The following is a 25499-nucleotide window of genomic DNA, read 5'->3' on the forward strand; positions in this document are numbered from 1 at the left end:
CATCTCCGGCCCCGGCGTGGCAGTTCTTGTGGGTTGACACGCCGCTCAACCCACAAGAGGTGCCACGCCGGGGCACCTACGGCACGCCGGCGCACCCACCCCACGCCCAGCCGCCCACGCCCGGCCCCCACCACGCCATCCGCCCCGCCACGCCCCAACAAGCCCACGAGCCGCCCTCGCGTAGAATCGGACGGTCATGCCATCCGCCTCGAACTACGCCGCCCCGCGCCTCGACTCCCGGCCCGTCGAGAGGTTCTCGTCGACGCTCGGCGACCTGGCCGCACGCGTCGAGGCGCCCGCGCCGGAACGGGCGGAGACGACGTTCACCGGCATCGCGATGTCGACCTCGAACGTGCGCCGCGGCGACCTGTTCGTCGCCGCGAAGGGCGCCAACGCGCACGGCGCGCGCTTCGCCGGGAAAGCCCGTGAGGCGGGTGCCGTCGCCGTGCTCACGGATGCGGACGGCGCAGCGCTCCTCCCGGACGACCTCCCCGTCCTCGTCGTCGACGATCCGCGCCTGGCCGTCGGTCCTGCAGCCGTCCAGCTCTACCGGGACCCTGCGTCGTCGCTCACTGCGATCGGCATCACCGGCACGCAGGGCAAGACCACCACGGCGTTCTACGTCGCGGCCGCCGCCGGCATGGCGTCCTCCGGCACGATCGGCTCGATCGGCACGACCGTGGGCGACGTGCTGTTCCCGCCGGAGCTGACCACCCCCGAGGCGCCGGAGCTGCACGCCCTGTTCGCCGTCATGCGCGAGCAGGGTCTCCGCACCGTCGCCGTCGAGGCCTCCAGCCACGCGCTGCGACAGGGCAGGGTCGACGGCTTCGCGTTCGATGCGGGCATCTTCCTGAACCTCGGACACGACCACCGCGACTACCACCCCACCCAGGCGGACTACTTCGCCGCCAAGGCGCTGCTGCTCACCCCCGAGCACGCGCGCACGGGGATCGTCGACGTCGACTCGCACTGGGGCCGCGTCCTCGCGGCGCAGGCGACGATCCCGGTACGGACGACCTCTGCCGCCGGCGCGGATGCCGACTGGCGTGCCGAGGGGATCGAGCTGCGCGCCGACGGATCGTCGTTCCTCGTCCGCTCCCCCCACGGCGAGGCCGTCCGCTTCTCCACACAGCTCACCGGCGCCTTCAACGTCAACAACATCCTTGCCGCCGTCGCCGCGCTCGCCGAGCAGGGGCGCGACCTCGGCGAGCTCGCCGACGGCATCGCGTCACTCCCCAGCGTCGAGGGACGCCTGCAGCGCTTCGACTTCGGACAGCCCTTCACCGCGATCGTCGACTCGGCGCACAAGCCGGAGGCGATCAACGCCGCCCTCCGCGCCCTCCGCACCACCGCTCCGGAGGGCCGCCTCATCGCGGTGCTCGGCGCGAACGGCAACCGAGATGCCTCCAAGCGCCGCATGATGGGACGCTTCGCTGCGATGTTCGCGGACGTCCTGATCGTCACCGACGACAACCCCTACGACGACGACCCGGCGGAGATCCGCGCCGCGCTCATCGACGGCGCACGCTCCTCGCAGGCGGAGATCGTCGAGATCGGCGACCGCCGGGAGGCGATGTCGGCGGCGGTGCGGATGGCCGTGCCGGGCGACACCGTCGTGATCCTCGGCAAGGGCCACGAGCGCTACCACGCGCTGGCCGGCGGGGACATCCCCTGGTACGACCCCGACGTCCTCCGCGAGGTCATCGAGGCGCTCTGAGCACCGCCCCTCAGCCCAGCACCGCCCCGCCGCTCGGACCAGCGCAGCCCAACCCCTCATACCAGCGCTGCCCAGCCGCTCAGCCCAGGTCGTCCTCCTCGGCGGGCATCGACCCGGTCGCGACCGGGAGGCCAGGCGTGTTCGACCAGGCGCTCCAGGACCCCGGGTAGACCGTCACCTCGCGTCCGATGAGGGCTCCGGCGAGCGCGAGCTGCGCCGCGGTGACGCCCGAGCCGCAGTAGGCCGCGATCGGGATGTTCTCCCCCGCTCCCACCATCTCGAACGCGTCCGCGATCTCCTGTGCGCTCCGGAACCGGCCGTCGTCGGTGAGGACGTCGGCGATGGGCAGGTTCCAGGCGCCGGGGATGTGTCCCGCCACCGGGTCGATCGGCTCGGTCTCGCCGCGGAAGCGCTCGCCGGCCCGCGCGTCCAGGAGCACTCCGGTCCACAGCGCCACCTGCCCGGTGTCCAGGACGTCCGCGGTCCCCGGGGAGCCGAGGCGTATGTCGCCCTCCGGCGGCACGACGGCGCCCTCCGCCAGCTCTCCCCCGGCCGCCCGCCAGGCGGAGAGCCCGCCGTCCAGCACCCGCACGTCGGCGAGGCCCGCCCGGCGCAGCGCCCACCAGACCCGGGACGCCGGGAGGGAGCGGGAGTCGTCGTAGACGACGACCGGCTCGCCCTCGCGGATCCCCCAGCGCCGGGCGGCCGCGGCGAGGTCCTCGTCCGCGGGCAGCGGATGGCGGCCCTCGGAGGGCGCTCCCGGACGCGAGAGCTCCCGCTCCAGATCGACGAAGACGGCACCGGGGATGTGCGCGGCGAGGTAGTGCTCGTGCCCGTCGTCGAATCCGAGGCGGTAGCGCGCGTCGAGGATGCGGACGGGGCGGCCTCCGGCGAGCAGCTCGCGCAGGTCGGCGGCGGAGATCAGCGGCGAAGCGGACATGCTCCATTGTCTCAGCCCCTACGCTGGAAGCCATGACCGCACTTCGCTGGGGAATCCTCGCCACGGGCGGCATCGCCGCCGCTTTCGCCGCCGACCTGCGCACCGCGGGCCTGGACCTCGTGGCGGTCGGATCCCGATCCCAGGACTCCGCCGATGCCTTCGCCGCTCGTTTCGACATCCCCCGCGCGCACGGCTCGTACGAGGCGCTGGCCGCGGACCCCGACGTCGACATCGTCTACGTCGCGACCCCGCACCCGATGCACCTCGCCGACGCCCGTCTCGCGCTCTCGCACGGGAAGCACGCGCTCGTCGAGAAGGCCTTCACCGTTAACCGCGCCGAGGCCGAGGAGCTCCGCGCCCTCGCCGCCGAGAAGGGCCTGCTGGTGATGGAGGCGATGTGGACGCGGTACCTCCCGCACATGATCCGGATCCGCGAGCTCATCGCGGCCGGCACCCTGGGCGAGATCCGCTCGGTGTCCGCCGACCACACCCAGCTGCTCCCCACCGACCCGGCGCACCGTCTGAACGCGCTGGAGCTCGGCGGCGGCGCGCTGCTCGACCTCGGCATCTACCCGGTCTCGTTCGTCTGGGACATCCTGGGCGCTCCCGAGACCCTGCACGCGGTCGGCCGGCTCGGTGACACGGGCGCGGACACCGAGGTCGCCACCGTCATGACCCACGCGGGCGGGGCGGTCTCCACCACGCTCTCCTCCTCCCGCGCCGCGGGCCCGAACGTCGCGGCCATCGTCGGCACGAAGGCGCGGATCGAGATCGACCGCGTCTGGTACACGCCCACCTCGTTCCGCGTGGTGGCTCCTGACGGCACCGTGATCGAGGAGTACGTCTCGGACGTCGAGGGCCGCGGCATGCAGTATCAGGCACGAGCGGCCGAGCGCTACGTCGCCGACGGCTCGGTCGACAGCGACCTGCTCCCCGTCGCCGAGAGCGCGGCGATCATGGGCGGTCTCGACGAGATCAGGGCGCAGATCGGCGTCCGCTACCCCGGGGAGAACAATGGCTGATCCGCAGGACACCCGCGTCGCCGTCTATCTGGACTTCGACAACATCGTCATCTCCTGGTACGACCGGGTGCACGGGCGCAGCGCCTACAGCAAGGACCGGCAGCGGATCCTGGAGGACCCGCACGACCCGGAGGTCGCCGAGCGCCTGTCGCGCGCGATGATCGACGTCTCAGCGATCATCGACTACGCCTCCTCGTTCGGCACCCTCGTGCTGACCCGCGCCTACGCGGACTGGTCATCGCCGGTGAACGCCGAGTACCGCTCGCAGCTGGTGGCCCGCGCCGTCGACCTCGTCCAGCTCTTCCCGGCGGCCGCCTACGCCAAGAACGGTGCCGACATCCGTCTCGCCGTCGACGCGGTCGAGGACATGTTCCGTCTTCCCGACCTCACGCACGTCGTGATCGTCGCCGGTGACTCGGACTACGTCCCGCTCGCGCAGCGCTGCAAGCGCCTCGGCCGATACGTGATCGGGGTCGGGGTCGCCGGCTCCACCGCCAAGTCCCTCGCGGCGGCCTGTGACGAGTTCGAGTCCTACGACTCCCTGCCCGGCGTCGAGCGCCCGCAGCCGGAGCCGCGCAGGGCGAAGGCGAAAGAGACGGCCAAGGAGCCGGTGAAGGAACCCGCGAAGGAGCCGGCGAAGGAGAGCACTCGCGGTTCCCGGAGGCAGAAGGCGGCCCAGCCCGTCGACGAGGCGGAGGCCGTCGTGGAGGTGCCGGCTCCGATCATCGTCCTGCCGGATCCGGTTCCCGACGACCAGGAGCAGGCGACGAAGACCCTTATCCGCGCGCTCCGTCTCGGCCACGACAAGGCCGACGCCGACGAGTGGCTGCACAGCTCGGCGGTGAAGACGCAGATGCGCCGCATCGACCCCTCGTTCAGCGAGAAGGCGCTCGGCTATCGCTCCTTCTCGGACTTCCTCAAGTCGCGCGACGGCGTCGCGGAGCTCTCCGAGGAGGGCCACGAGCGTCTCGTCCGCCTGAAGGAGGAGTGACCCCGGTCGGCACGATGGACCACGTGGCCTCCTCCCCCTACCTCCGCGCGCTCGGCGATCGCGCCGGTGACCTCCACCCCGCCCTGCAGCGTTACTTCCGCGCCGTCCCGCCCGGTCAGATCGGGATCGGCGAGGGCGTGTTCGAGCGTGCGGGGACGCCGCGCCGGCTCCTCTGGCCGCTGCTGCGCCTGTTCGAACGCCGCGGCGTCGCCTTCGGCGGCTGGGAGCGGGATGTGCCGTTCACGGTGCGCAATCGCGGCGTCTCCGGTCGGGTGGTGGCCGAGCGGGAGTTCCGACTCGGCCGCGGCGCCTGGACGATGCGCGATGCGGTGGCGGCGCGACCGGGCGGGCGGGTCGTCGACCAGCTCGGCGAGCCGGGCACGGTCAGCGCCCTGTTCGACGTCCGCGTCGACCGCGGGGCCCTCGTCCTCCGGAGCACGGCCGTCGGCGTCCGATGGCGGCGCCTCTGCGTCCGGATCCCGCGGATCCTCGCCCCACGGATCCGGCTGACCGAACGCTACGACGGGGACATCGACCGTCAGCGCGTGGATCTCACGATCGACCTCCCGCTGCTCGGCCGGATCTACGAGTACGCGGGGACCTTCTCCTACCGGATCGAGGATGCAGCATGAGCGCAGGAGACGCCACGGGACGGGTCGTGATCGGCGGCTCGACGGGATTCATCGGCCGCCGTCTGCAGGAGGTCTATCGACAGGCCGGGCGGGAGGTCGTCACGATCTCCCGGTCCGGGGCCGACCTCGGCTGGGACGACCAGGCCGGGATCGATGCGGCCGTCGACGGGGCGGCGCTCGTCGTGGGCCTGGCCGGCAAGAGCGTCAACTGCCGCTACACGCCGGAGAACCGCGCGGAGATCTTCCGCTCCCGCCTCACCACGACCGCGGCCCTCGGCACGGCCGTCTCACGCGCCGCCGCACCGCCGGCGCTCTGGGTGAACTCCTCCACCGCGACGATCTACCGTTACGCCGAGGACCGTCCCCAGACCGAGGCGGCGGGCGAGCTCGGCACCGGCTTCTCCGTCGAGGTCGCCAAGGCATGGGAGCGCGCGCTGTACGCCGAAGACCTCCCGTCCACGCGCCGGGTGGCGCTGCGCACGGCGATCGTCCTCGGCGACGGCGGGGTGATGGGGCCGTTGCGCGTGCTCACCCGGCTGGGGCTCGGTGGGACGCAGCACGACGGCCGGTGGCCGATCTCCCGGAGGCGGCGCGAGGCGGGGACGGCTCACGTCCGCGGCGCCCGCGGCGGGCGGCAGCGCTTCAGCTGGATCCACATCGACGACGTCGTGGGGATCATCGACTTCCTGGAGCGGACCCCGCAAATCGACGGTCCCGTCAACGCGGCCTCACCGAACCCGACCGACAACGCAGGCTTCATGGCGGCGCTCCGTCGCGCCCTCGGAGTGCGGATCGGCGTCCCGACGCCCCGGTGGATGCTGGAGCTCGGCGCGATCGGCATCCGCACCGAGACCGAGCTCATCCTCAAGAGCCGCTGGGTGCTGCCGGAGAGGCTCACGGACGCGGGCTACGCGTTCCGCCACCCGACACTCGACGAGGCGATCAGGAGCTCCCTACCTGGCTCTGCCACCCGCGTCACCGCCGCCCCGTCGGCAGGGTGAGGATCTCCGCGCCGTCCTCCGTGATCGCGATCGTGTGCTCGCTGTGCGCGGTGCGGCAGCCCGTCGCGCTGCGGAGCGTCCAACCGTCGGCGTCGGTGACGAGCTCGGCCGTGTCGGCCATGATCCAGGGCTCCAGCGCGAGCAGGAGGCCCGGACGCAGCCGGTAGCCGCGACCCGGTCGCCCGGTGTTGGAGACGTGCGGGTCCTGATGCATCGTCGACCCGATGCCGTGTCCGCCGAACTCGGTGTTGACCTCGTACCCCGCCTCCCCGAGCACCGAGCCGATGGCGTGGGAGATGTCGCCGATGCGCGCCCCGGGGCCCGCCACCGCGATCCCGGCGTGCAACGCCCGCTCCGTCGCCTCGATCATCGCGACGCTCCCGGCCGGTCGCGCCTCGCCCACGAGGAAGCTGATCGCGGCGTCCGCGGCGATGCCCCCCAGGGAGACGGCGAGGTCGAGGGTGACGAGATCGCCGTCGGCCAGGCGGTAGTCGAAGGGCCTTCCGTGGAGGACGGCATCGTTCACGGCCGTGCAGATGTGATGCCCGAACGGCCCGCGGCCGAAGGAGGGCGCGTAGTCGACGTAGCAGGACTCGGCACCGGCCTGGACGATCATGGCCTTGGCCCACCGGTCGATGTCCAGCAGGTTCGTGCCGACGCCGCTCCGCTCCTTCAGCGACTGCAGGATGTCCGCCACCAGGGCGCCGCTGCTCCTCGCCCGGATCAGCTCGGCAGGGTTCAGGATCTCGATCATTCGACGCCTCTTTCCATCTCGACCAATAACTATACCGGTATCATCATCCCGGTATTACAATCGGACCATGGTCAGACTGCCGCTCACCCCCGCGGAGATCGAGCGCGGCGAGCGCCTCGGCGCCCTCCTCCGCCACGCCAGAGGGGCGCGCTCGATGCTCGAGATCGCCCTCGACGCCGGCGTCTCGCCGGAGACGCTCCGGAAGATCGAGTCCGGCCGGGTCGCGACGCCGGCCTTCCCGACCATCGCCGCGATCGCCGACGTCCTCGGACTCTCCCTCGACGCCGTCTGGGTAGCCATCAGCCGCCCCGCGGACGACGATGTCGACGGCCCGGCCGACGCCGACCACGACGCGCCGGAGCGCTGGGCCTCCTAGGAGGCAGCAGTCTCGCTCCGCGGGGCCAAAGTCGCTTCGAGGAGTTCCATCAGCTCTTCCGTCGCTAGACGCATCGGCTCCGCATCACCGAGCGCACGGGAGAGCACATAGCCGCCCTGGATGACGGCCACGGCGGTCATGGCACGACGCCGGGAGACATCGGGTGAGTGTCCCGCCTGCTCGAACGCACCGGCGACGAGTTCGAGGAGCCGCAGGAAATAGTCGCGTACAGGCTGACGCAGCCCTTCATCGGTCATGACCGATTGATCGCTGACAAGACGCCCGATGCGGCACCCCGCCACCGCGTCTCGCGGCCTCGTCAGGTACCCGCGCAAGCGTTCGTCCGGCTCGACGTCCCGCCCCAGCGAGGCGCGGGACCGTTCGAGCAACTGTTCCGCAGTGAGAGAGATCGCCTCGAGCACGAAGTCATGCTTGGTCGGGAAGTGATGGTAGAGACTCCCCTGCCCTGTGCCGCTGCGCTCCCAGACCTGTCGCGGCGTTGTGGCGGTCACCCCCTGCTCCCAGATGAGTTCTTGAGCCGCGGCGATCTGACGCTCCCGAGTCGCGGCTCCACGATCGGACCTCGCCCCTGACGCTGATGCTCCCATGGGTACGATTCTACATACCTACCTCTAGGTATGTTACGGTCTCCTCCTCGACACCATCAGGAAGGACAGATCATGGTTCGCATCGCCCACCTGAGCGACACTCATCTCGACGGCACTCCGGAGCGTGCGCTGCGTGCGCAGCGCGTTCTGCACGAGATCACGGAGCTCGACGACATCGACCTCGTGCTGGTGTCCGGAGACCTCACGGACCACGCGGCGCATGCCGAGTACGTTCAGTTCTTCGACATCTTCTCGGCCTTCTCACCACTGCTCGTCGTCCCCGGGAACCACGATCGCCGCACGCCGCTCGCCGCTCATCTCGAGCCAGCAGCGGACGGTTACTTCAACACCGTCTCGACCGTCGACGGCCTCACGGTTATCGGGCTCGACAGCCTGATCGAGGGAGAGACCGCCGGACGACTCGCAGAAGGCACAATCGAGTTCGCGCACGACGCGCTTCGTTCGGCCGACGGCCCCGCGATCCTCGCCTTGCATCATCCCCCAGTACCCGTCGGGCACGATTTCGCCGACCAAAACGGCCTGCTCAACGCCAGTGCACTGGCCGAGATCCTGACGATGCACGATCACGTCATCGCCATCCTCACCGGCCACGTTCACACGGCTCTTGCCGCAAGCTTCGCCGGCCGACCGCTCCTGGGCGCGCCGGGCATCGCGTCGACGATGCGTCTCGGCAGCAGGATGGACCCCATCGCCGACACGAACGCAATGCCCGGTCTGGCAGTTCACACCGTCGAGCACAGCGCCTCGGAAAGCACCTCGATTCGCAGCATCTTTCACTACCTCAGCCCAGACACCCCATGACGGAGCTGTTGGTCCTCGTCACAACGGCGCTCCCGTTCGTCATCGCTCCAGGCTCCAGCTTCACTCTGATCATCGCGAATGTGCCGCTCGGACGCCGCGCGAGCTGGTGGCACATCAGCTGCGGCACAGGCCTCGGCGTCCTCGTCGTCGCCATCGCGCTCGGTGCGACCGGAATCGGCACCGTCCTGCAGACGCGTCCACTTGCCCGTGGATGGCTCGGCGTTGGGGGTTCAATAGTCCTCATCGCTCTCGGCGCGGCCCACATCCTCCGCCATCGAAAGCAACAGTCCGGCAATCCACAGCGATCGCGCGGCCTTGCTCGATGGGCCTTCCTCTCGGTGCTGACCAACCCGAAGGCGCTGAGCATCTACGTGCTGGTCGTCCCCGCCTTGAGCAGTACGCGATTGAACGGCCCCGGCCTCTTCCTCGTCTTCGCCTGCATCCATTCCCTGATGCAAGGCATCTGGCTTCTCCTCGTCCACGAGGGAGCAGCACGGATCCCTGGCATTGCGAACTCCGCCCGGGTGCGGTCGGTGATATCCATCGCGGCCGGTGCGCTTATGGTCGCGCTCGGCCTGTTCACTGCGGTCACATCCGTCCGGCAGCTTCTGCAGTCCGCCGCGTGACGCGGACCTACGATTTCGACAGCAGGGGTCAGTCGGCGGCCGGGCCGCCGCCGTCCTCCTCGCGCTTGCGCCGCTCGATCTCGGCGCGCAGCCGCCATTCCTCGATCTCGCGATCGAGGTCCGCGATCTGCTGCTCGGTGCTGCGGGAGTCGACCGGTGCCGCCGGCGGGGCCTGCTCGCGACCGGGCGCCCGGCGCTCACGGCGCATCCGCGGGATCCGCACCCCGCCCTCCCCGTACTCACGGCCGACCAGGAACCAGATGACGCTGCCGGCGAGCGGGACGACGATCACCAGGATGATCCAGAAGACCTTCGGCAGGTGCTTCACCTGCCCGTCCTCGCGCGTGATGATGTCGATCAGGGCGCCGATCATCAGCGCCAGGATCAGCACGGGGAACAGGACGGTCATGCCCACCAGCCTAAGAGGTGGCTACGGAAGATGGTGGCCGGCGGTGCGGAACAACTCGTACCACTCCTCCCGGCTGAGCTCGACGTCGGCTCCGGCCGCCGCGTCGCGCACCCGCTGCGGCGTGGTCGTGCCGAGCACCGTCTGGATGCCTGCAGGGTGCCGTGCGATCCACGCGGTCGCGATCCCCGTCGGCGTGATGCCGTGCGCCGCCGCGATCCGGTCGATCGCCTCATTGAGTTCCGCATACTCCGGGTTGCCCAGGAAGGGTCCCGCCGCCGTGCCGGACTGGTAGGGCGACCAGGCCTGAAGCGTGATTCCCTGGATCCGGCAGTACTCCAGCAGGCCGCCGCCGTCCACCACCGTGCTCTGCGGGTGTCCTGCGATGTTCGCGGCGATCGGCTGGGCGATGATCGGCGCGTGCACGAGCGAGAGCTGCACCTGGTTCGCGACGATCGGCTGCCGGACGGCGGTGCGCAGGAGGTCGATCTGCCGGGGCGTGTGGTTGGAGACGCCGAAGGACAGCACCTTGCCCGCGCTCTCCAGCTCATCGAAGGCCCTGGCGACCTCCTCCGGCTCCACCAATGCGTCAGGGCGGTGCAGGAGCAGCACATCGATGCGATCCGTGCCGAGAGCGCGCAGGGATCCCTCGACCTGCGCGAGGATGTGCGCAGCGGAGAAGTCGAACACGCCCCTGGCCGGGTCGATGCCGCACTTCGTCTGGATCACGATCTCGTCGCGCTCCGCCGGCGCGAGACGCAGCGCCTCCGCGAACCGCTCCTCGCAGCCGTGCATCCGGCCGCCGTAGATGTCCGCATGGTCGAAGAAGTCCATGCCCGCGTCCCGCGCAGTGCGGTACAGCTCGCGGATCTCCTCGTCCGACCTGTCCGCGATCCGCATCATGCCCGCGACGACGGCGGGCGCCGTCCCCTGCCCGAACGCGATCCTCTTCATCCTCAGCCCCTTCCGGCGGCGCCGCCCGATGACGGTGCCGTCCCATTCTCACCCCATCCGTCCCACCGGACCCGCCTTTCCCATCAGTACCGCGACGAATGGAGAGGACCCGCCACACGCCGCGGCGAAGAGGGACCGAATCCGGTCGCGGGGAGCATGATCGACGCACCGGAGGATGTGTCAACACGGTGGCGACGGGGCCCAGGGTGCCGGAGCCGCCTCGTGCTCGAAAGGCAACCTGATGAAAGACCCTGAAACCCGTTCCGCGCGCGATCCGGAGGACGCGCTCGAGAACGACCGGGAGCTCACCGGCGACCGCACCATGGCCGTCGAGGACTTCTCCAGCGAGGAGGCGGGCTATCACAAGACGCTCCGCCCGCGACAGATCCAGATGATCGCGATCGGAGGGGCGATCGGGACCGGGCTGTTCATGGGGGCGGGCGGACGCCTCGCCTCCAGCGGCCCCGCGCTCATCCTCGTCTACGCCGTCTGCGGCTTCTTCGCGTTCCTGATCCTGCGCGCGCTCGGCGAGCTGGTGCTCCATCGCCCGTCGTCCGGCTCGTTCGTCTCCTACGCCCGGGAGTTCTACGGGGAGAAGCTCGCCTTCACGAGCGGCTGGCTCTACTTCCTCAACTGGGCGATGACCTCGATCGTCGACGTCACGGCCGCCGCCCTCTACGTGAAGTTCTGGGCGCAGTACTGGGAGCCCCTGCAGGCGGTGCCGCAGTGGGTGATCGCGCTCGTGGCCCTGGTCGTCGTGCTCTCCCTGAACCTCGTCAGCGTCAAGCTGTTCGGCGAGATGGAGTTCTGGTTCGCGATGATCAAGGTCGCCGCCCTGATCGTCTTCCTCATCGTGGGAACGTGCTTCATCATCTTCCAGGGCACCACCGAGGCCGGCGTCACCGGCTTCTCGGTCCTGGCCGACAACGGCGGGCTGTTCCCGATGGGCATGGTCGCCCCGCTCCTCGCGATCTCGGGCGTCGTCTTCGCCTACGCCTCGATCGAGCTCGTGGGGACGGCGGCCGGGGAGACCGCCAACCCGGAGAAGATCATGCCGCGGGCGATCAACACCGTGGTGATCCGGATCGCGATCTTCTACGTCGGATCGATCCTGCTCCTCTCGCTCCTGCTGCCGTTCGGCACCTACAAGGGCGGCGAATCGCCGTTCGTGACTTTCTTCTCGCACATCGGCTCCCCTGAGACCGGGGCGATCGCGGGATCGGTCATGAACTTCGTCGTGCTCACCGCGGCGCTGTCGAGCCTCAACGCCGGGCTCTACTCGACCGGCCGCATCCTGCGGTCGATGTCGGTCAACGGCTCGGCGCCGCGGTTCACGGCGGCGATGAGCCGGAACGGCGTGCCATATGGCGGGATCCTGCTCACCGCGACGATCACCCTCATCGGCGTCGGGATCAACGCCCTCTGGCCGTCGCAGGCGTTCGAGATCGTGCTGGAGGTCTCGGCCATCGGGATCATCGGCGGATGGGCGACGATCATCCTCTGCCAGCTGAAGTTCCACTCGCTCACCCGGAAGGGGATCCTGGAACGGCCCTCGTTCCGGATGTTCGGCGCACCGTACACGGGCTACCTGACGCTGGCGTTCCTCGTCTTCGTCCTGGTGACGATGGGCTTCTCGGAGACCGGCCGGTGGGTGCTGGCCTCGCTCGTGGTGCTGATCCCCGCGCTGATCGTCGGATGGTTCGTCGCGCGGAAGCGGATCGCCGCCGCGGCGGCGATCCGCGAGGGCCACACCGGCGCCTACCCGGTCGTCGCCGGCAGGCAGGCGACCGAGGCGCTCCGCCACGAGGACTGAGCACCCCCGCTCCCCTGCTCCGTCTCCGCCTTCCCGTCGCGATTTCTGCCGCTTTCTCTCCGTCCGAGCGGCAGATTTCGCGACGGGAGGGCAAGGGCGCCGCAGATTTCGCGACGGGAAGCGCGCTCAGGCCGAGACGTCGATGACCCAGGTGACGCCGAAACGGTCCCTGATCATCCCAAACCCCGCCGACCAGGCCGAGGAGGCCAGTCCCTCGATCACCGTCGCCCCGTCGCCGAGCCCTTCCCAGTGCCGCGCCGCCTCATCGAGCGTGCTCGCGCGCAGCGAGAGGAAGAACGGACGATCCGTGATCGTGGTGCCGTTCTCGCGGCGGGTCTCCGTCGGCGACGAGGGCGACGTCGGCAACGAGGGCGGCGAGACGACAGCGCCCGGCACGTCGTAGGCCATGATGCGGAGGCCGCCTGGCCCGATGAGCTGACCGAAGACGACCTTCTCCGCGTCCGGCGCCTCGGCGGGCATCCCCAGCTGCCCGTAGGTCGCGATGACGAGCTCGCCGCCGAAGACCCCCTGGTAGAACCCGAGGGCCGCCCGCGCCTCCCCCTGAAAGAAGTTGAGATGAGTGGTGAGGGTGATGGCCATGACTGCTCCTTGCTCTGAACGGACGACCGATCGGCCGTTCCTCCACCGTGACAGGCATACAGGTCAGCTTCTGTCCTCTACTTCCACCAGACTGTTCCCATGACCGAAAGGGCCTCTCGGCTTCTCGCGCTCCTGTCGTTCTTCCAGGCGCGGCGGGACTGGTCCGGTCACGCCCTCGCCGAACGCCTCGGAGTGGGCGAGCGGACGATCCGCCGCGATGTCGAGCTGCTCCGGACGATGGGCTACGACGTCGAGGCGTCGAAGGGCCCGGACGGCGGATACCGGCTCGGCGCGGGGCGGGAGATCCCCCCGCTCCTCTTCGACGACGACCAGGCCGTCGCCGTGGCCCTCGCCCTGCAGAGCGCACCGGCGATCGGGGTGGACGTCGGCGACGCCGCCGAGCGGGCGCTGTCGACGCTGCGCCAGGTGATGCCGTCGCATCTGCGCCACCGCCTGGACCGGATCCGCTTCCTCGGCGAGCCGGCACCCGAACGGGTCGCCCCGGAGACCCTCGCTGCGGTCAGCGACGCGGTCCGCGATCGGATGACCCTGCGCTTCGACTACGGCACGGCCGATGCCCCGCCCCGCCGCACTCAGCCGCACTCAGTGATCGCCCGCGACGGACGCTGGTACCTGATCGCGTGGGACGTCGACCGCGAGGACTGGCGGGTCTTCCGGCTGGACCGGATGCGTCCGCGGAGCCCGGCCGGCCCGTCCTTCCCCTCTCGTCCGATCCCCGGGGGAGACGCACGCGCGTATCTGCGCGCCCGGTTCAAGGGGGCGGAGATGGACCGCTGGCCGTGCATCGGCACGGTCGTCGTGGATCTCCCCGTCGCCGAGGTCGCCCGCTGGGTGACCGACGACGGCGGGGTCGAGGAGCTGCCGGACGGGCGCTCCTCGGTGACCCTCGGATCGTGGTCGTGGACAGCGCTCCTCGCGCAGGTGCTCCGCTTCGACGCGGCCTTCACGATCATCGACCCTCCCGCGCTGCGACAGGCGGCCGACGCCCTGGCCACCCGCCTCTCCGCCTCTACCTCCACCCCCGCCTCTTCCTCCGCCTCCCCCTCTGCCCCCGCGGCAGACCCTCTGGCGGGTGTCGGTGGCCGGTCGTAGCTTTGACAGTGACGGGAGATCGACTCCCGCGACGACGAGGGGAACAGCATGGACTGGAAGATCGAGCTCATCTTCGTGCCGGTCACGGATGTGGACCGAGCGAAGGACTTCTACGTGAAGATCGGCTTCAACGCCGATCATGACCAGAGGGTGACGGATGAGCTGCGGTTCGTGCAGATGACGCCGCCCGGATCCGCGTGCTCCATCGCCTTCGGCACTGGCCTCGGCGTGGATCTGGAGCCGGGACAGCAGAACACCATCCAGGTCGTGGTCCCGGATGCCGACGAGGCGCTGGCCCACCTGCAGGGGCTCGGCGTCGAGGCGAAGGGCGTCGACGATCTGGCGTGGGGCCGTTTCGTCTCCTTCGACGATCCCGACGGCAACACTTGGACTCTTCAGGAGCTGCCGGACTACAGCGCGCAGGCCTGATCGCGCGACCCGGAACGGCGGAGCGGAGCGCCCCGCCGGTGCCTTCCCTCCTTTTCCGTCGAAGACATCACAGACGTCTTGACCGATCCTCCCGATCCGCTGCGGAGGATCGGTCAAGACCCCTCCGCCTCCCGGGGCGCACGAGGCCTTCCTGCTGTGGGCGTATGATCACGCAGTCAATATGGGGCCTAGGGGATTGTGATGTTGCTTTTCGAGGATGCGGCGCGCATCGCCGCGATGGGAGGACAGCTCGCGCGGCCGGTCGCACCGCACGTCGCAGGAGAGATCGCACGGCTGGGAGTTCTGGCTCCGCTCGATCTCCTCCACATCTTCCGTTCCCTCACGCCCGGCCAGCTCGCCGGGTTGGAGGCGCTCCCGGGCAAGGTACCGATCCCCGCCGGGACGCAGAAACGGTTCACCGCGCGGACCAGATCGCTCGACCCCGCAGGGCGACGTCTCCTGCTCACCGCCGCCCTGTCCACGACGGACCGGCTCGACGTCGTCCTGGTCGCCGCGGCGACCGACCCCGCGGTGCTGTTCTCGGAGGACATCGAACGGATCCTTACCTGGGAGAACGGCCGCTACGCCTTCCGCTCCGAGAGCAGCAGGTCGATGATCATCCAGGACGGGCGCGAGGACGTGATGCAGGTCCACGGCGCGCTCGCCCACACCCACCGTCAGCGCCGGGAGTACGGCCGAGCCGTGTGGCATGTGATGCAACGGCGGACGCCGGTCTCGGAGTCCGCCGCCCGGACGCTGATCTCCTTCGGCGAGCAGCTCCTCGCCGCCGGGTCCACGGACGGCGCCTATCGGATCGGACGCCTCATCGAGCGGGGAACCGGCCGCCCGCAGAGCACCCAGGGCGCGCTGCTCGCCGCACGCGCGGCGCTCGGGATGGGCTGCTTCGAGGAAGCCGCAACGGCATTCGAGACGCTGATGGACGGGCCGGACCGGGAGACCGCCGTACTCGGTCTGGAGGCCGCCAGGGGGTTCCTCGCCGGGGCGATGCCCGGCGAGACCCTCACCGCCCTCGCAGACCGACAGGTCATCCTCCTGAGGAGCACGGAGACGGCGTACTCGGACCGGGGGGCCGTGGCCGCGGTCGAAGACCTCATGCGCTCCTGGAACAACTACGACGACGACGAGGTCGACGCAATCCAGGCCCGGCTCATGCTCACGTTCGTCGGCTCGCGCCGAAAGTGGCCCTGGGAGACCACGACCGGACCGGTCTCGCCGATCATCGAGGGGTACATCCGCGGTCAGCAGTCCGGCCTCCTCCTCCTCAGCGGCGCCCGCGAGGCCTCCGCCTCGACCCTCCGCGAAGCCCTGATCCGCCTTCCCATGACCCACCTCGTCGCCGGCACCACGGCCAGCGCCCTCTACATCCTCCGCGACACGGACCCGGCTCTCTGGGAAGGACTCGGCCCCTCGCTCATGAGCGTCTCCCCCGCCCGCCCGATCGACTTCGCCATGACCTATCAGCTCCGGAGCACCCGGATCGCGACGATCGCCCACCGGCTCCAGAAGGACGTGGAGAAGCGCACGCAGCTGACGACGCTGACTCCCCGCGAGAACGAGATCGTCGACCTCGTCGGGGACGGCTTGAAGAGCCGGGAGATCGGGGAGCACCTGGGCATCGCGGGACGCACCGTGGAGATCCACCTCGGCCGCATCTTCCGCAAGCTCGGGATCAACACCCGCGGCGAGCTCATCAGCATCGTCCTCCAGCACCGCGGACGGCCGCCGCTCCAATAGCGCATGCCGTCGATCGCCTGCCCGCAGATGGCCTCGATCGGCGATTCCAGGGCGAAGACGCCTATGTAGAAATGCATAGGCGACCCGAACCAGACGAAACCCGCCATTCCGGGCCCGCGCGCTCCCGCGCTCGTCGCGAACACCCCCAGCGGAGCGCTGGCGCACCCCTCTCGTGTTACAAAATCGCCCGGCGCCGAAAGCCCGGTCGCCTCGACATGAGAACCGCTCCACAGGGGGAACGATGACTTCCAGCCAGGAACAATATGAAAGCCCGCAGGCGACCGGCGTGTCCCGCCGCACGATCGTCAAGGGAGCGGCGTGGTCGCTGCCGGTGATCGCCACGGCCGTCGCGATCCCCATGAGCAGCGCGTCGACCCCCAGCCAGTGCGTGTCGTATGACCCGCACGGGGTCTACGGCTCCTCCGGGCAGGCGATCTTCCAGTACGTCGGCGACAGGAACCCCGCCACGTTCACGGTTCCGCAGACCGGACCGTTCTACGACTGGGCGGGGAGCCTCGGCTTCGGGCTGGACAAGGTCCCCCAGCCGAACTGCGGCGCGGCGAGCTACGCCTTCTACGGCGTGACCTGGGACACCAGCGCAGGGAACCAGAACCACCTGTACAAGGCGATCCCGGACCCGAATACAAACGGGACGACCTCGATCGTCACCGACCTCGGCACCTTCGGCTGCCTCCCGACCGGCGGCTACCAGGCCGCCTGGGGCGGCCTCGCCGTCGACACCGGCGGCAACGTCTGGGCCGTGGCCAACACGTCGTACATGAGCACGACGCAGGTCGCACTGATCGACCCGCTCACCCTCGCGTGCCAGACGAGCGCACCGGGAACGGTCGGGATCGGCCCGAACGCCGCCAAGGTCCAGCCCAACGGTCTGATGGCCGCCGACATCACCTTCACCCCCAACGGGGAGTTGTGGGGTCTCATCTGGGACAACGTGTCCGGTGAGTACTGGATGGCCCGCTACCACTTCACCCCGGGCGCGCAGCTAGGAGTCGAGCCCGTCTTCCGGGTCACCGGTGAGATCGGGACCACCGTGACCGAGATGATCTACCTGGACGGGCTGGCCTGGAAGGGCACCGGCGCCGACTACACCTCCGGCACGTTCTACGTCGCCTGGGGCGGGGGATCCCGTGGGGACGTCTATGCGGTCGACCCGAACACCGGCGTCTCGACGCTCGTCGCGAGCAAGACGCTGCCGGACGGCACCGGCTCCACCTACCGCCTGGAGGACCTGGCCTCGGCGCCGGTCGTCAGCAGCACCTCCGCTCTGTGACCCACGCCTGGATGCACTGACCTCGACCGCCGAGAAGAACAGAACGCGGGCGCTCCCTCCTCTGGGCGCCCGCGTTCTCTCATTCTGAGCGTCAGTCCTTCTGAGCGTGAACCCGGCCCCGCGCGGCCGGACGCCCGATGAGGAACCACGCGGTGGGCCCGAGCACAGGGACCGCCAGGACGACGACGAACCAGAAGATGAGCGTCAGGGCCTCGACTCGTCGCGTGCGGAGGATCGATACGAAGGCCACGACCCCGTAGACGACGATCAGCAGCGCGATCAGCACCATGAACACGTCGTAGGCCGTGGGAATCAGCGGGTTGTGCATGCGCGGACCTCCTCTCGTCACCCTATCGTCGGCGGCTGGCCACGATCGCTCCGTGCGAGCGGACGCCCGGATCCGTGCGCGTCTCCGTGTGGACGACGGTGAAGCCCGCCGATTCGACCATCGACGTGAGGAGGTCGACGGGCCAGTAGTAGGCCGTGACGATCGCGTGCGCGAACGGCTCGACCTCCGGACCCGTGAAGAAACCGAGAGCGAGCCCGCCGCCCGGGCGGATGCCGCGGGCGAACTCGGCGAGCGCGTCGCCGATGCGCGCGGGGTCGGTGTGGATGAGGGAGTACCACGCGAGCACGCCGCCGAGAGCACCGTCCACCACGTCCAGATCCTCCGCCCGCCCGAGGCGGTATCGCTGATCGGGATAGGCGGCTCTTGCCCGTTCGATGAACTCCGGCACAGGATCGACGCCCTCGACGTCGACGCCGAGGTCCGCGAGGTGATGAGTCCACTGCCCGGCACCGCACCCGACGTCGAGCACCGGCCCCTCGATGCCGAGCGCCCACGCCTCGATGAGCGCACGGTCGGGGTCGGCTGCGTGGTCGATGCTCCCGAAAGCCGCGACGCACTCGTCCGCGCGCGCACCGTAGGAGGCCCGGACAGCAGCGAAGGTCATGGCACCTATCGTCCCACCGTGCACGATCACGGGCCGGAGATCGGGGCGGTGTCCGGTTCCACTTGACATGTTCTAATAATCTTTAGATCATTGCTATATGACTTCTGTGACTCCACCTGAGACCAAGGCCACCTGGTCCGCCCTCTTCGCGCGCGAACATCGTGGCGTGGCCATCGTGCTCGCCGGCGGCGTGGCCATGTACGCCACGAACGTGTACCTGACCACCACCCTGCTCCCCAGCGCGGTCCGGGAGATCGGCGGCGAGCAGTACTTCGCGCTGGCGATGTCGGGATTCCTGATCGCCTCCGTCGTCACGTCGATGTTCGTGCGTCGCGCGATCGATCGTCTCGGCCCCTTCGGCGCCTACGCCATCGCCCTGTCCGCGTTCGCGGTCGGCAGCGCCGTGGCGGCTCTCGCGCCGACGATGACCGTCTTCCTGGTGGGACGGGTGCTCCAAGGGCTCGGCGGCGGCCTCATCACCGGACTCGGCTTCTCGATGGTCCGGCTGGCGATGCCCGAAAACCTGCGCAGCAGGGCGATCGGCCTGGTGTCGGCGATGTGGGGCGTGGGGAACATCGTCGGCCCGCTCCTGGGAGGGCTCTTCGCCCAGCTCGGCGCCTGGCGGGCCGCGTTCTGGCTGCTCGTCGTCCTGTGCCTGCTCCTGATGCTCCTCGCATACCGTTCGCTGCCGTCCCGCGAGCGGCACAAGCCTGTGGGCCGGCTCCCGATCGGAGCCCTGATCTTCCTCACCCTCTCCGTCGCGTCGGTCAGCGTCGGTTCGATCGTCGAGATCCGGTGGGCGAGCTGGGCGCTGTTCGCCCTCGCGCTGCTCGCGCTCATCCCCTTCGTCCTCACCGACCGCAGGGCTCGTGAAGGGGTCCTGCCCCAGTTCACCTACAACCGCGGCTCCTCGCTCAAGTGGGTCTACATCGGCCTCGCTCTGCTGGTGATCGGGTCCACGATCGAGACCTACATCCCCTTCTTCGGGCAGGCGCTCGGCGGCCTCTCCCCCCTGTGGGCCGGCCTTCTCGGCGCGGTCCTGTCCTGGGGGTGGAGCCTCGGAGGCATCCTGAGCTCGTCGATCGACCGCCCGAAGCTGAAGGCCTCCGCCCGCATCCTCGGGCCCGTCATCCTGGGGGTCGGCCTGGCCGTGTTCGGTCTGCTCCAGGTCCCCTCGCCCACGATCGCGGTCATCATCTGGTGGTATGTCGTGCTCTTCCTCGCCGGACTCGGGATCGGCATCGCCTTCGTGCACAACGTGACGGCGGCCATGTCCAGCACGGACGATCCCGAGGAGGCCATGCAGGCATCCGCCGGGGCGAACTCCGTGCAGCTGATCAGCACCGCCTTCGGAGCCGCCGTGACCGGATTCGCCGTCAACTTCAGCCTCGCGTCCGGAGAGGCGTTCGCCTCCCGCACCCTGGCGTTCGTCATGGCCGCCATCGTCCTGCTCGGAGCCGTGCTCACCGCGAGCACCATCCGACGCGGACGCTCCACGACGAAGTCCGGCTCGGGCCCCGAGAGCACATCGTGACCGGCTTCCGTCCGGTCGGCGTCCGGGCCATCGCCGACCGCTCCGCTTCTCTCGATACCCTGGGGATCATGGACGACGGAGGATCTGATGACCTGGTGACCTTCGCCTCCTTCGCCGAACGCCCCATATACGAGGCACTGGCCGAGGTCGGCAAGGCGCTCGGCAACGCGGTTCGCCTGAGGCTCCTGGACGCGCTCCAACAGGGCGAGCGGACCGTGGAGGACCTCGCCGAGTTCGCCGGCGTCCCCCTGAAGAACACATCCGCTCAGCTCCAGGTCCTTCGGGCATCCCAGCTGGTGGTGAGCCGCCGGGCGGGCACGCGCGTGATCTACTCGGTCCCCCCGGCCGTGGGCGCGCTCATCGCCCATCTGGAGGCGTTCGGCCAGGAGCACGTGGCCCGCGTCCGTGACGAGTTCGCCGCCCATTTCGCCCATCATCCGTGGGTCAACCCCGTCAGCGTCGCCGAGCTCATAGGCCTCATCGCGGACGGCGCCGTCACCGTCGTCGACGTCCGCACCGAGGACGAGTTCCGACGCGGGCACATCGACGGGGCCGTCTCCATCCCCCTGCCCGAGCTCGCCGACCGGATGACCGAGCTCTCCTCGCACTCCCCCGTCGTCGCCTACTGTGAAGGCCCCTACTGCCTCGCCTCACCGCGCGCCGCCGAGCAGCTCGCCGCCGCCGGATACGCCTCCATGAACATCAGGGGCGGCTACACCGCCTGGAAGCGTCACAACGCCGAGGCGTGACGCGAGCCTCGCGGGCATCTCCGCCCCGGGCGTTCACGACTCCTTGATTCCTTCTGTATCGGTACAGTACGATGTCTGTACCGATACAGAAGGGATGGTCGTCATGGATCACATGGCAATCAGTGCGCTGACCGAAGCGAACGATCTCGCCTCTCGCAGGGGCCTGGACCAGGATCGGCGACGCGCGACCCTCTTCGACCGAGAGCGACGGGAGCGCGCGCGTCGCCACCGTGCCGCACGAGCACGGATCCGCACACGGATCGCCGACCTGCTCCGAAGGGCCGCGACGATGATCGATCCGTGCCCGGCGCCCGCACTTGCCCCCGCACTTGCCCCTGCGCCGGAGTCCGCCCCGGCGTGAGTCCGCAGGCCCCGCAGAGCCTGGACCGGTTCCGCACGATCGTCCGCACGGTCGAGCCGGCTCCAGACCTCCGCGCGCCCGCCTCGACCCTGCGAGAGAATGGGAGGGATCGAGGGAGTGAGATGGCGCGCGTGACGCTGCAGACGATCGCCGACGAGGTCGGCGTGAGCCGGATGACGGTCTCGAACGCGTTCTCCCGGCCGAACCAGCTGTCCGCCGCACTCCGGTCGCAGATCATGGACGCCGCCGCCCGGCTCGGGTACTCCGGGCCCGACCCGTCAGGACGCGCGCTGGCCCGCGGCCGGACGGGCGCGATCGGGGTCGTGCTGACCAACTCCCCGCGTGACGCGTTCACCGACGAGACCGCGGTCGGCTTCCTCCGCGCGGTGGCGGGAACCCTCGCCGACGCGGGGTACTCCCTGGTGCTCCTGCACTCGTCCGAACGGAGCGATGTCGACCCCGTCCGGGACATCGCGATGGACGGCGCCATCGTCTACTCGTGCGCGCCGCGCGCGCGAGAGGTGACGGCGTTGCACGAGCGGCGGCTGCCGCTGGTGACGGTCGAGTCCGCTCCTCTCGGGGACGAGCCGCAGATCCTGCTCGATGATGCCGCGGGCAGCCGTCAGGCGGCCGCGCATCTCCTCGAGCTCGGGCACCGGGACGTCGCCCTCATCGTCACCTCGGTCGATGTCGCGGATGAGCCCCTCACGGCGGAGCATCGTGCGTCGGCCTCCGACACCATCGGCCGACGCCTGGACGGCTGGACGTCGGAGCTGGCGACCGCGGGCGTCGCTCCCCGGATCGTCGGGACGACCGGCTTCGACGTGGACGACGTGCTGCGCGACCGCATCGGCGCCATGCTGGAGACCCCGCCGACCGCCGTGCTGGCGTTCTCGGACCTCGCTGCCCTCGAGGTCATCGAGCAGGCCCGAGCCCGCGGCATCCGGGTGCCCGAGGACCTCTCCGTCGTCGGATTCGACGACAGCCCGCTCGCCGCGCGACTCTCCCCGCCGTTGACCACGGTCCACCAGGACGTCGACGCGAAGGGCACGGCTGCAGCGACGACGCTGCTGGCTCTGCTGAAGGAGGAGAAGCCGACGACGCTGACCCTGCCCACCTCGCTCGTCGTCCGCGGGTCCACCGCGGCCGCACCCCGGCGCTGACCCGATCGCGACCACGGAAGCGCATTCCTCGGTACGCTTCGGGACGTGAGCCGACGGCGTCGGCTGCACCGCTTCCCCCTCGATCGACGAAGAGAGTATGACCATGGCCCGTGTCGCGTTCCAGCTGCAGGTGCGTCCGGAACTGCTCGACGAGTACCTCGCCCGGCACTCGCCCGTCTGGCCCGAGATGCTGGCCGAGATCGCGGCCGCCGGCCGCCGGAACTACTCGCTCTTCCTTGCAGATGGCGGGCGGCTGACCGGCTACTACGAGGTCGATGACGATGCCGCGGCGCAGGCCTATCTCGCCGCCTCCCCCGTCGCCGCACGCTGGGAGGCCGAGATGAGCCGCTTCTTCCTAGACCTCGACGGCCGTCCCGACCAGGCGGCCACCGCACTCACGGAGGTGTTCAACCTCGAGGACCAGCTCACCGACGCCGGCGCCCCGGCAGCGGCTGGCACGGCGGGCAACATCCGCTTGGCGCTAACCCAGCCATCTCGCCATGACAAGCCCTGATCCAGATCAGGACATGTCTGACAATTGCTTCGCCCAGGCGTCGTGAACCCGATGCGCGGCGATGTCGAGCTTGATGTCGGTGGTGCCGGGCTGCTCGACGGCGGCGAACAGGACGAGGGCAGCTGTCACTTTCCCGGCCTCGATGACGGGGATCGCCAGTGCCCGTGCCCCTGGGTCGGTAAGCCCTTCACTCCGGGCATAGCGGTTCTTGCGGATCGTGGGAAGCTCCTCCCTGAAGGCGTCCACCTCTGCCGATTGGTCGACCTGAAGTCCGCTGAGGATGTCCTCGCGCTCGGTGGGATCGGTGAAGGCGAGGAGAAGACGTCCGGCTGCTGTGCCGAGCAGTGGCCGGGCGAGATGGTCGTCGATGATGTGCACCGATGCCGGCCATAGATCGGAACCGCTTCTGGCCAGGTAGATGACCTCGCTTCCGACCCTCGTCGCCAGGGTGATCGGTATGCCCGCGACACGTCCCAGGCGGTCCAACTCGCGCTGATCGATCCACGGGAGCGCCCGTCCTCCTACCAGTGCGAGAAGGGCGGGCGCCAGGCCCAGGGTGTACCGCCTTTCGCGTTCCCGGAGGAATCCGGTTGCCACCAACCCATTGAGCAGGTGCTGCACGGAACTGATCGGAGCTGTCAGCGCCGAGGCCGCTTCGCTGAGGGTTATTCCGCGTTGGGCGCGGGCTGCAAGGTCGAGCAAGGCCGCGATCCGGTCCGTGGTTCGGTGGTGCGGCCTCCGGGGAGACGTCGACGGTGTATCCACTCGGCGATTCTACGTATATAGGTATTTATTCGCTCGTACGCGTCTTCTTCGCGAGGATTCCGAGAGTACCGACCAGGGAGGATACTCATGAATCTCGGAACGCACACCTCATCTTCTCCGACCCAGGAACCCATTGAGGCGTTGAAGGTGATGAATGACGTGCTGGAGCTTGTGGACCCGGCTCTGCGGGACTTCCAAGGCTTTGATCCGCGGCACGCCGTGGTGCTGACCGGCTGTGATCCGGTGACACCGTCGGTGCACCATATCGGGGATGCGGCGCTCGGCGCGATCGGGGCCTATGGTGTCGAGCTTGCGGCTTTCAGCCGGGCCCGCTCCGCCGAGCTGCCTCACGCCCGGATCGATATCCATGACGCCGTCGCGCAGCTGATGGCGCCGTTCTTTACCCGTGTGGGGCAGACGCCGATCGCGGAGGTCGCAGACGACCCGCGCCTGATGGAGAACACCGGCTTCTACGCCACGAAGGACGGCGGCTGGATCCTGCTGGTGCTCTCCTACCCCCATCTGCGAGACCGGGTATGCCAAGTCCTCGATTGCCCGCCCGAGAAGAGCAGGATCGTTGCAGCCGTAGCGCAGTGGGACGGACTTGAGCTCGAAGAGGCCATCGCCGCGGCCCGTGGCTCGGCGACGGTGGTCCGCAGCCAGGAGCAGTGGCGGCAGAGCCCGCCTGGACGCGCACTCGTTGGACGTCCTGTGGTGAGTGTCGAGCGCATCGGGGACGCCCCGCCCCGCCCGCTCCCCCCGATCTCAGGACCAACATCGGCGCCGATGGTCGATGTCCGGGTCGTCGACAACACCCACGTCATCGCCGGGCCGGTCGCCGGCCGGCTCTTCGCCGATGCGGGGGCGGAAGTCCTGCATGTCTCCCGGCCAGATCGGCCGGACTCGAATCAGATGCTCCTCGAAACGGGTCGGGGGAAACGCAACGCCTACTGCGATGTGCGTGACCCGGAACAGGCCGAACGGCTATGGGAGATCCTCGCTGAGGCGAACGTCTACCTCTGCAACTACAACAACCTGGATGCCAAAGGCCTCGGCGCAACGGAAATGGCGCTCCGCTGCCCGGGCATAGTGATCGCCGATGTTCACGGCTGGGGCGTGCACGGACCGTGGAAAGCACGCGGCGGTTTCGACCAGGTGGCCTGCAGCGCAACGGGTTTCGCCCTGGAGGAGGGCGGGGATCATCCCGCGCTGCCGCCCACACACCTCCTCAACGACTACCTCGCCTCATACCTCCTTTCGGCCGGCACGATTGCGGCCTTGCGTAGGCAGTCGACCGAGGGCGGGAGCTGGCAGGTTCACGTGGATCTCGCAGCGATCTCGATGTGGGTCCAAGATCTGGGCCTCTTCGAGCGCGCGGACGTCGAAGACCTTCCACATCCGCTCCAGGGCATGAATGCGGTGGCGACTTTCACCAACCACGGTCCCTTCGGAGAGGTCTCCTCCCTCGTGCCGCCCATCACCGGCACACCGGAGTCTGGCATCGGCCCTCAGCCGCTGGGTTCCTCCGTACTCGGCTGGAGCACGGATGTCACCGACATGGACTCGTCGCGATCAGGATTCACGAGCAGCTGAACAGCGCTTGCCGATGA

General features: G+C 69.5%; 27 protein-coding genes. 18 read left to right on the forward strand and 9 right to left on the reverse strand.

The genetic code is table 11. From position 1 onward, the window contains the following. The first annotated feature begins 196 nt into the window (after nucleotides 1-196). Nucleotides 197-1717 (forward strand): UDP-N-acetylmuramoyl-L-alanyl-D-glutamate--2,6-diaminopimelate ligase, encoded by a 1521-nt coding sequence (locus J2Y69_RS01605; RefSeq protein WP_310016832.1) that lies wholly within the window; start codon nucleotides 197-199, stop codon nucleotides 1715-1717. Nucleotides 1718-1796: 79 nt separating this feature from the next. Here J2Y69_RS01605 and J2Y69_RS01610 read toward each other — a convergent pair whose 3' ends face one another. Beyond that, nucleotides 1797-2657, reverse strand: coding sequence for a sulfurtransferase (locus tag J2Y69_RS01610; protein ID WP_310016834.1), 861 nt, complete (start codon nucleotides 2655-2657; stop codon nucleotides 1797-1799). A 32-nt stretch (nucleotides 2658-2689) separates the two neighbouring features. On the opposite strand from J2Y69_RS01610, the gene J2Y69_RS01615 reads away from it, so the two are divergent. From J2Y69_RS01615 to J2Y69_RS01630, 4 genes are read left to right on the forward strand one after another with little or no spacing between them, the layout of a single operon-like run. Then, nucleotides 2690-3679 carry a Gfo/Idh/MocA family protein gene (locus tag J2Y69_RS01615; protein WP_310016836.1) on the forward strand — a complete coding sequence of 330 codons (990 nt, stop codon included), beginning with the start codon at nucleotides 2690-2692 and terminating at the stop codon, nucleotides 3677-3679. Beyond that, nucleotides 3672-4670 carry an NYN domain-containing protein gene (locus tag J2Y69_RS01620; RefSeq protein ID WP_310016838.1) on the forward strand — a complete coding sequence of 333 codons (999 nt, stop codon included), beginning with the start codon at nucleotides 3672-3674 and terminating at the stop codon, nucleotides 4668-4670. Before J2Y69_RS01615 ends, J2Y69_RS01620 begins: the two co-directional genes overlap by 8 nt. Continuing rightward, nucleotides 4667-5302 carry a DUF4166 domain-containing protein gene (locus J2Y69_RS01625; protein WP_310016841.1) on the forward strand — a complete coding sequence of 212 codons (636 nt, stop codon included), beginning with the start codon at nucleotides 4667-4669 and terminating at the stop codon, nucleotides 5300-5302. The genes J2Y69_RS01620 and J2Y69_RS01625 overlap by 4 nt, the downstream gene beginning before the upstream one ends. Further along, nucleotides 5299-6303 carry an epimerase gene (locus J2Y69_RS01630; protein WP_310016843.1) on the forward strand — a complete coding sequence of 335 codons (1005 nt, stop codon included), beginning with the start codon at nucleotides 5299-5301 and terminating at the stop codon, nucleotides 6301-6303. The genes J2Y69_RS01625 and J2Y69_RS01630 overlap by 4 nt, the downstream gene beginning before the upstream one ends. On the opposite strand, the gene map is transcribed toward J2Y69_RS01630, so the two are convergent. Beyond that, a complete protein-coding gene (gene map, locus J2Y69_RS01635; RefSeq protein ID WP_310016844.1) occupies nucleotides 6278-7057 on the reverse strand; it encodes a type I methionyl aminopeptidase in 780 nt (259 codons plus the stop codon). The two genes, J2Y69_RS01630 and map, sit on opposite strands and share 26 nt — an antisense overlap. A gap of 67 nt (nucleotides 7058-7124) precedes the next feature. Here map and J2Y69_RS01640 point away from each other — a divergent pair, with 67 nt between their 5' ends. After that, nucleotides 7125-7433, forward strand: a complete 309-nt coding sequence (locus J2Y69_RS01640; protein WP_310016846.1) for a helix-turn-helix domain-containing protein — start codon at nucleotides 7125-7127, stop codon at nucleotides 7431-7433. On the opposite strand, the gene J2Y69_RS01645 is transcribed toward J2Y69_RS01640, so the two are convergent. After that, on the reverse strand, nucleotides 7430-8041 hold the full coding sequence (locus tag J2Y69_RS01645) for a TetR/AcrR family transcriptional regulator (protein ID WP_310016848.1): 612 nt from the start codon (nucleotides 8039-8041) through the stop codon (nucleotides 7430-7432). The two genes, J2Y69_RS01640 and J2Y69_RS01645, sit on opposite strands and share 4 nt — an antisense overlap. 72 nt (nucleotides 8042-8113) lie before the next feature. Between J2Y69_RS01645 and J2Y69_RS01650 the strand changes: the two genes are divergently transcribed. Further along, nucleotides 8114-8863 carry a metallophosphoesterase gene (locus tag J2Y69_RS01650; RefSeq protein ID WP_310016849.1) on the forward strand — a complete coding sequence of 250 codons (750 nt, stop codon included), beginning with the start codon at nucleotides 8114-8116 and terminating at the stop codon, nucleotides 8861-8863. Further along, on the forward strand, nucleotides 8860-9489 hold the full coding sequence (locus J2Y69_RS01655) for a LysE family translocator (RefSeq protein ID WP_310016851.1): 630 nt from the start codon (nucleotides 8860-8862) through the stop codon (nucleotides 9487-9489). Before J2Y69_RS01650 ends, J2Y69_RS01655 begins: the two co-directional genes overlap by 4 nt. A gap of 28 nt (nucleotides 9490-9517) precedes the next feature. Here J2Y69_RS01655 and J2Y69_RS01660 read toward each other — a convergent pair whose 3' ends face one another. Both J2Y69_RS01660 and J2Y69_RS01665 read right to left on the reverse strand, forming a co-directional pair. Beyond that, nucleotides 9518-9898, reverse strand: coding sequence for a PLD nuclease N-terminal domain-containing protein (locus J2Y69_RS01660; protein ID WP_310016853.1), 381 nt, complete (start codon nucleotides 9896-9898; stop codon nucleotides 9518-9520). A 21-nt stretch (nucleotides 9899-9919) separates the two neighbouring features. Then, complete coding sequence (locus J2Y69_RS01665) at nucleotides 9920-10849, reverse strand: aldo/keto reductase (protein ID WP_310016854.1); 930 nt, start codon at nucleotides 10847-10849, stop codon at nucleotides 9920-9922. 241 nt (nucleotides 10850-11090) lie between these two features. Between J2Y69_RS01665 and J2Y69_RS01670 the strand changes: the two genes are divergently transcribed. After that, nucleotides 11091-12662 (forward strand): amino acid permease, encoded by a 1572-nt coding sequence (locus tag J2Y69_RS01670; protein WP_396653013.1) that lies wholly within the window; start codon nucleotides 11091-11093, stop codon nucleotides 12660-12662. 126 nt (nucleotides 12663-12788) lie between these two features. On the opposite strand, the gene J2Y69_RS01675 is transcribed toward J2Y69_RS01670, so the two are convergent. After that, entirely contained in the window at nucleotides 12789-13262 is a 474-nt protein-coding gene (locus tag J2Y69_RS01675) for a VOC family protein (protein WP_310016856.1), read from the reverse strand. Nucleotides 13263-13361: 99 nt separating this feature from the next. Here J2Y69_RS01675 and J2Y69_RS01680 point away from each other — a divergent pair, with 99 nt between their 5' ends. From J2Y69_RS01680 to J2Y69_RS01695, 4 genes are all read left to right on the forward strand, one after another. Then, entirely contained in the window at nucleotides 13362-14375 is a 1014-nt protein-coding gene (locus tag J2Y69_RS01680; RefSeq protein ID WP_310016858.1) for a helix-turn-helix transcriptional regulator, read from the forward strand. 48 nt (nucleotides 14376-14423) lie between these two features. Next, entirely contained in the window at nucleotides 14424-14804 is a 381-nt protein-coding gene (locus J2Y69_RS01685) for a VOC family protein (protein ID WP_310016860.1), read from the forward strand. Nucleotides 14805-15005: 201 nt separating this feature from the next. After that, nucleotides 15006-16559: a helix-turn-helix transcriptional regulator gene (locus J2Y69_RS01690; RefSeq protein WP_310016862.1), complete on the forward strand. Its 1554-nt coding sequence runs from the start codon at nucleotides 15006-15008 to the stop codon at nucleotides 16557-16559. 241 nt (nucleotides 16560-16800) lie between these two features. Then, nucleotides 16801-17850: a hypothetical protein gene (locus J2Y69_RS01695; protein WP_310016864.1), complete on the forward strand. Its 1050-nt coding sequence runs from the start codon at nucleotides 16801-16803 to the stop codon at nucleotides 17848-17850. Between the two features lie 91 nt (nucleotides 17851-17941). Here J2Y69_RS01695 and J2Y69_RS01700 read toward each other — a convergent pair whose 3' ends face one another. Together J2Y69_RS01700 and J2Y69_RS01705 are read right to left on the reverse strand one after the other, a co-directional pair. Further along, a complete protein-coding gene (locus J2Y69_RS01700; RefSeq protein WP_310016866.1) occupies nucleotides 17942-18178 on the reverse strand; it encodes a PLDc N-terminal domain-containing protein in 237 nt (78 codons plus the stop codon). A 22-nt stretch (nucleotides 18179-18200) separates the two neighbouring features. Continuing rightward, nucleotides 18201-18803 (reverse strand): class I SAM-dependent methyltransferase, encoded by a 603-nt coding sequence (locus tag J2Y69_RS01705; protein WP_310016868.1) that lies wholly within the window; start codon nucleotides 18801-18803, stop codon nucleotides 18201-18203. Between the two features lie 97 nt (nucleotides 18804-18900). On the opposite strand from J2Y69_RS01705, the gene J2Y69_RS01710 reads away from it, so the two are divergent. The 4 genes from J2Y69_RS01710 (at nucleotide 18901) to J2Y69_RS01725 (ending at nucleotide 23124) form a co-directional block, all read left to right on the forward strand. Beyond that, a complete protein-coding gene (locus J2Y69_RS01710; RefSeq protein ID WP_310016869.1) occupies nucleotides 18901-20337 on the forward strand; it encodes an MFS transporter in 1437 nt (478 codons plus the stop codon). A gap of 68 nt (nucleotides 20338-20405) precedes the next feature. Continuing rightward, on the forward strand, nucleotides 20406-21086 hold the full coding sequence (locus J2Y69_RS01715; protein WP_310016871.1) for an ArsR/SmtB family transcription factor: 681 nt from the start codon (nucleotides 20406-20408) through the stop codon (nucleotides 21084-21086). Nucleotides 21087-21569: 483 nt separating this feature from the next. Next, entirely contained in the window at nucleotides 21570-22610 is a 1041-nt protein-coding gene (locus tag J2Y69_RS01720; protein WP_310016873.1) for a LacI family DNA-binding transcriptional regulator, read from the forward strand. Nucleotides 22611-22713: 103 nt separating this feature from the next. Next, nucleotides 22714-23124, forward strand: coding sequence for an L-rhamnose mutarotase (locus J2Y69_RS01725; RefSeq protein ID WP_310016875.1), 411 nt, complete (start codon nucleotides 22714-22716; stop codon nucleotides 23122-23124). Between the two features lie 6 nt (nucleotides 23125-23130). Here the strand turns inward: J2Y69_RS01725 and J2Y69_RS01730 are convergent, their stop codons facing one another. Beyond that, a complete protein-coding gene (locus J2Y69_RS01730) occupies nucleotides 23131-23889 on the reverse strand; it encodes an IclR family transcriptional regulator domain-containing protein (protein WP_310016877.1) in 759 nt (252 codons plus the stop codon). An 87-nt stretch (nucleotides 23890-23976) separates the two neighbouring features. Here J2Y69_RS01730 and J2Y69_RS01735 point away from each other — a divergent pair, with 87 nt between their 5' ends. Then, nucleotides 23977-25482: a CoA transferase gene (locus J2Y69_RS01735; RefSeq protein WP_310016879.1), complete on the forward strand. Its 1506-nt coding sequence runs from the start codon at nucleotides 23977-23979 to the stop codon at nucleotides 25480-25482. The last annotated feature ends 17 nt before the right edge of the window (nucleotides 25483-25499 follow it).

Source organism: Microbacterium resistens (assembly GCF_031456305.1).
In the GTDB taxonomy this organism is placed as follows: Bacteria; Actinomycetota; Actinomycetes; order Actinomycetales; family Microbacteriaceae; genus Microbacterium; species Microbacterium resistens_A.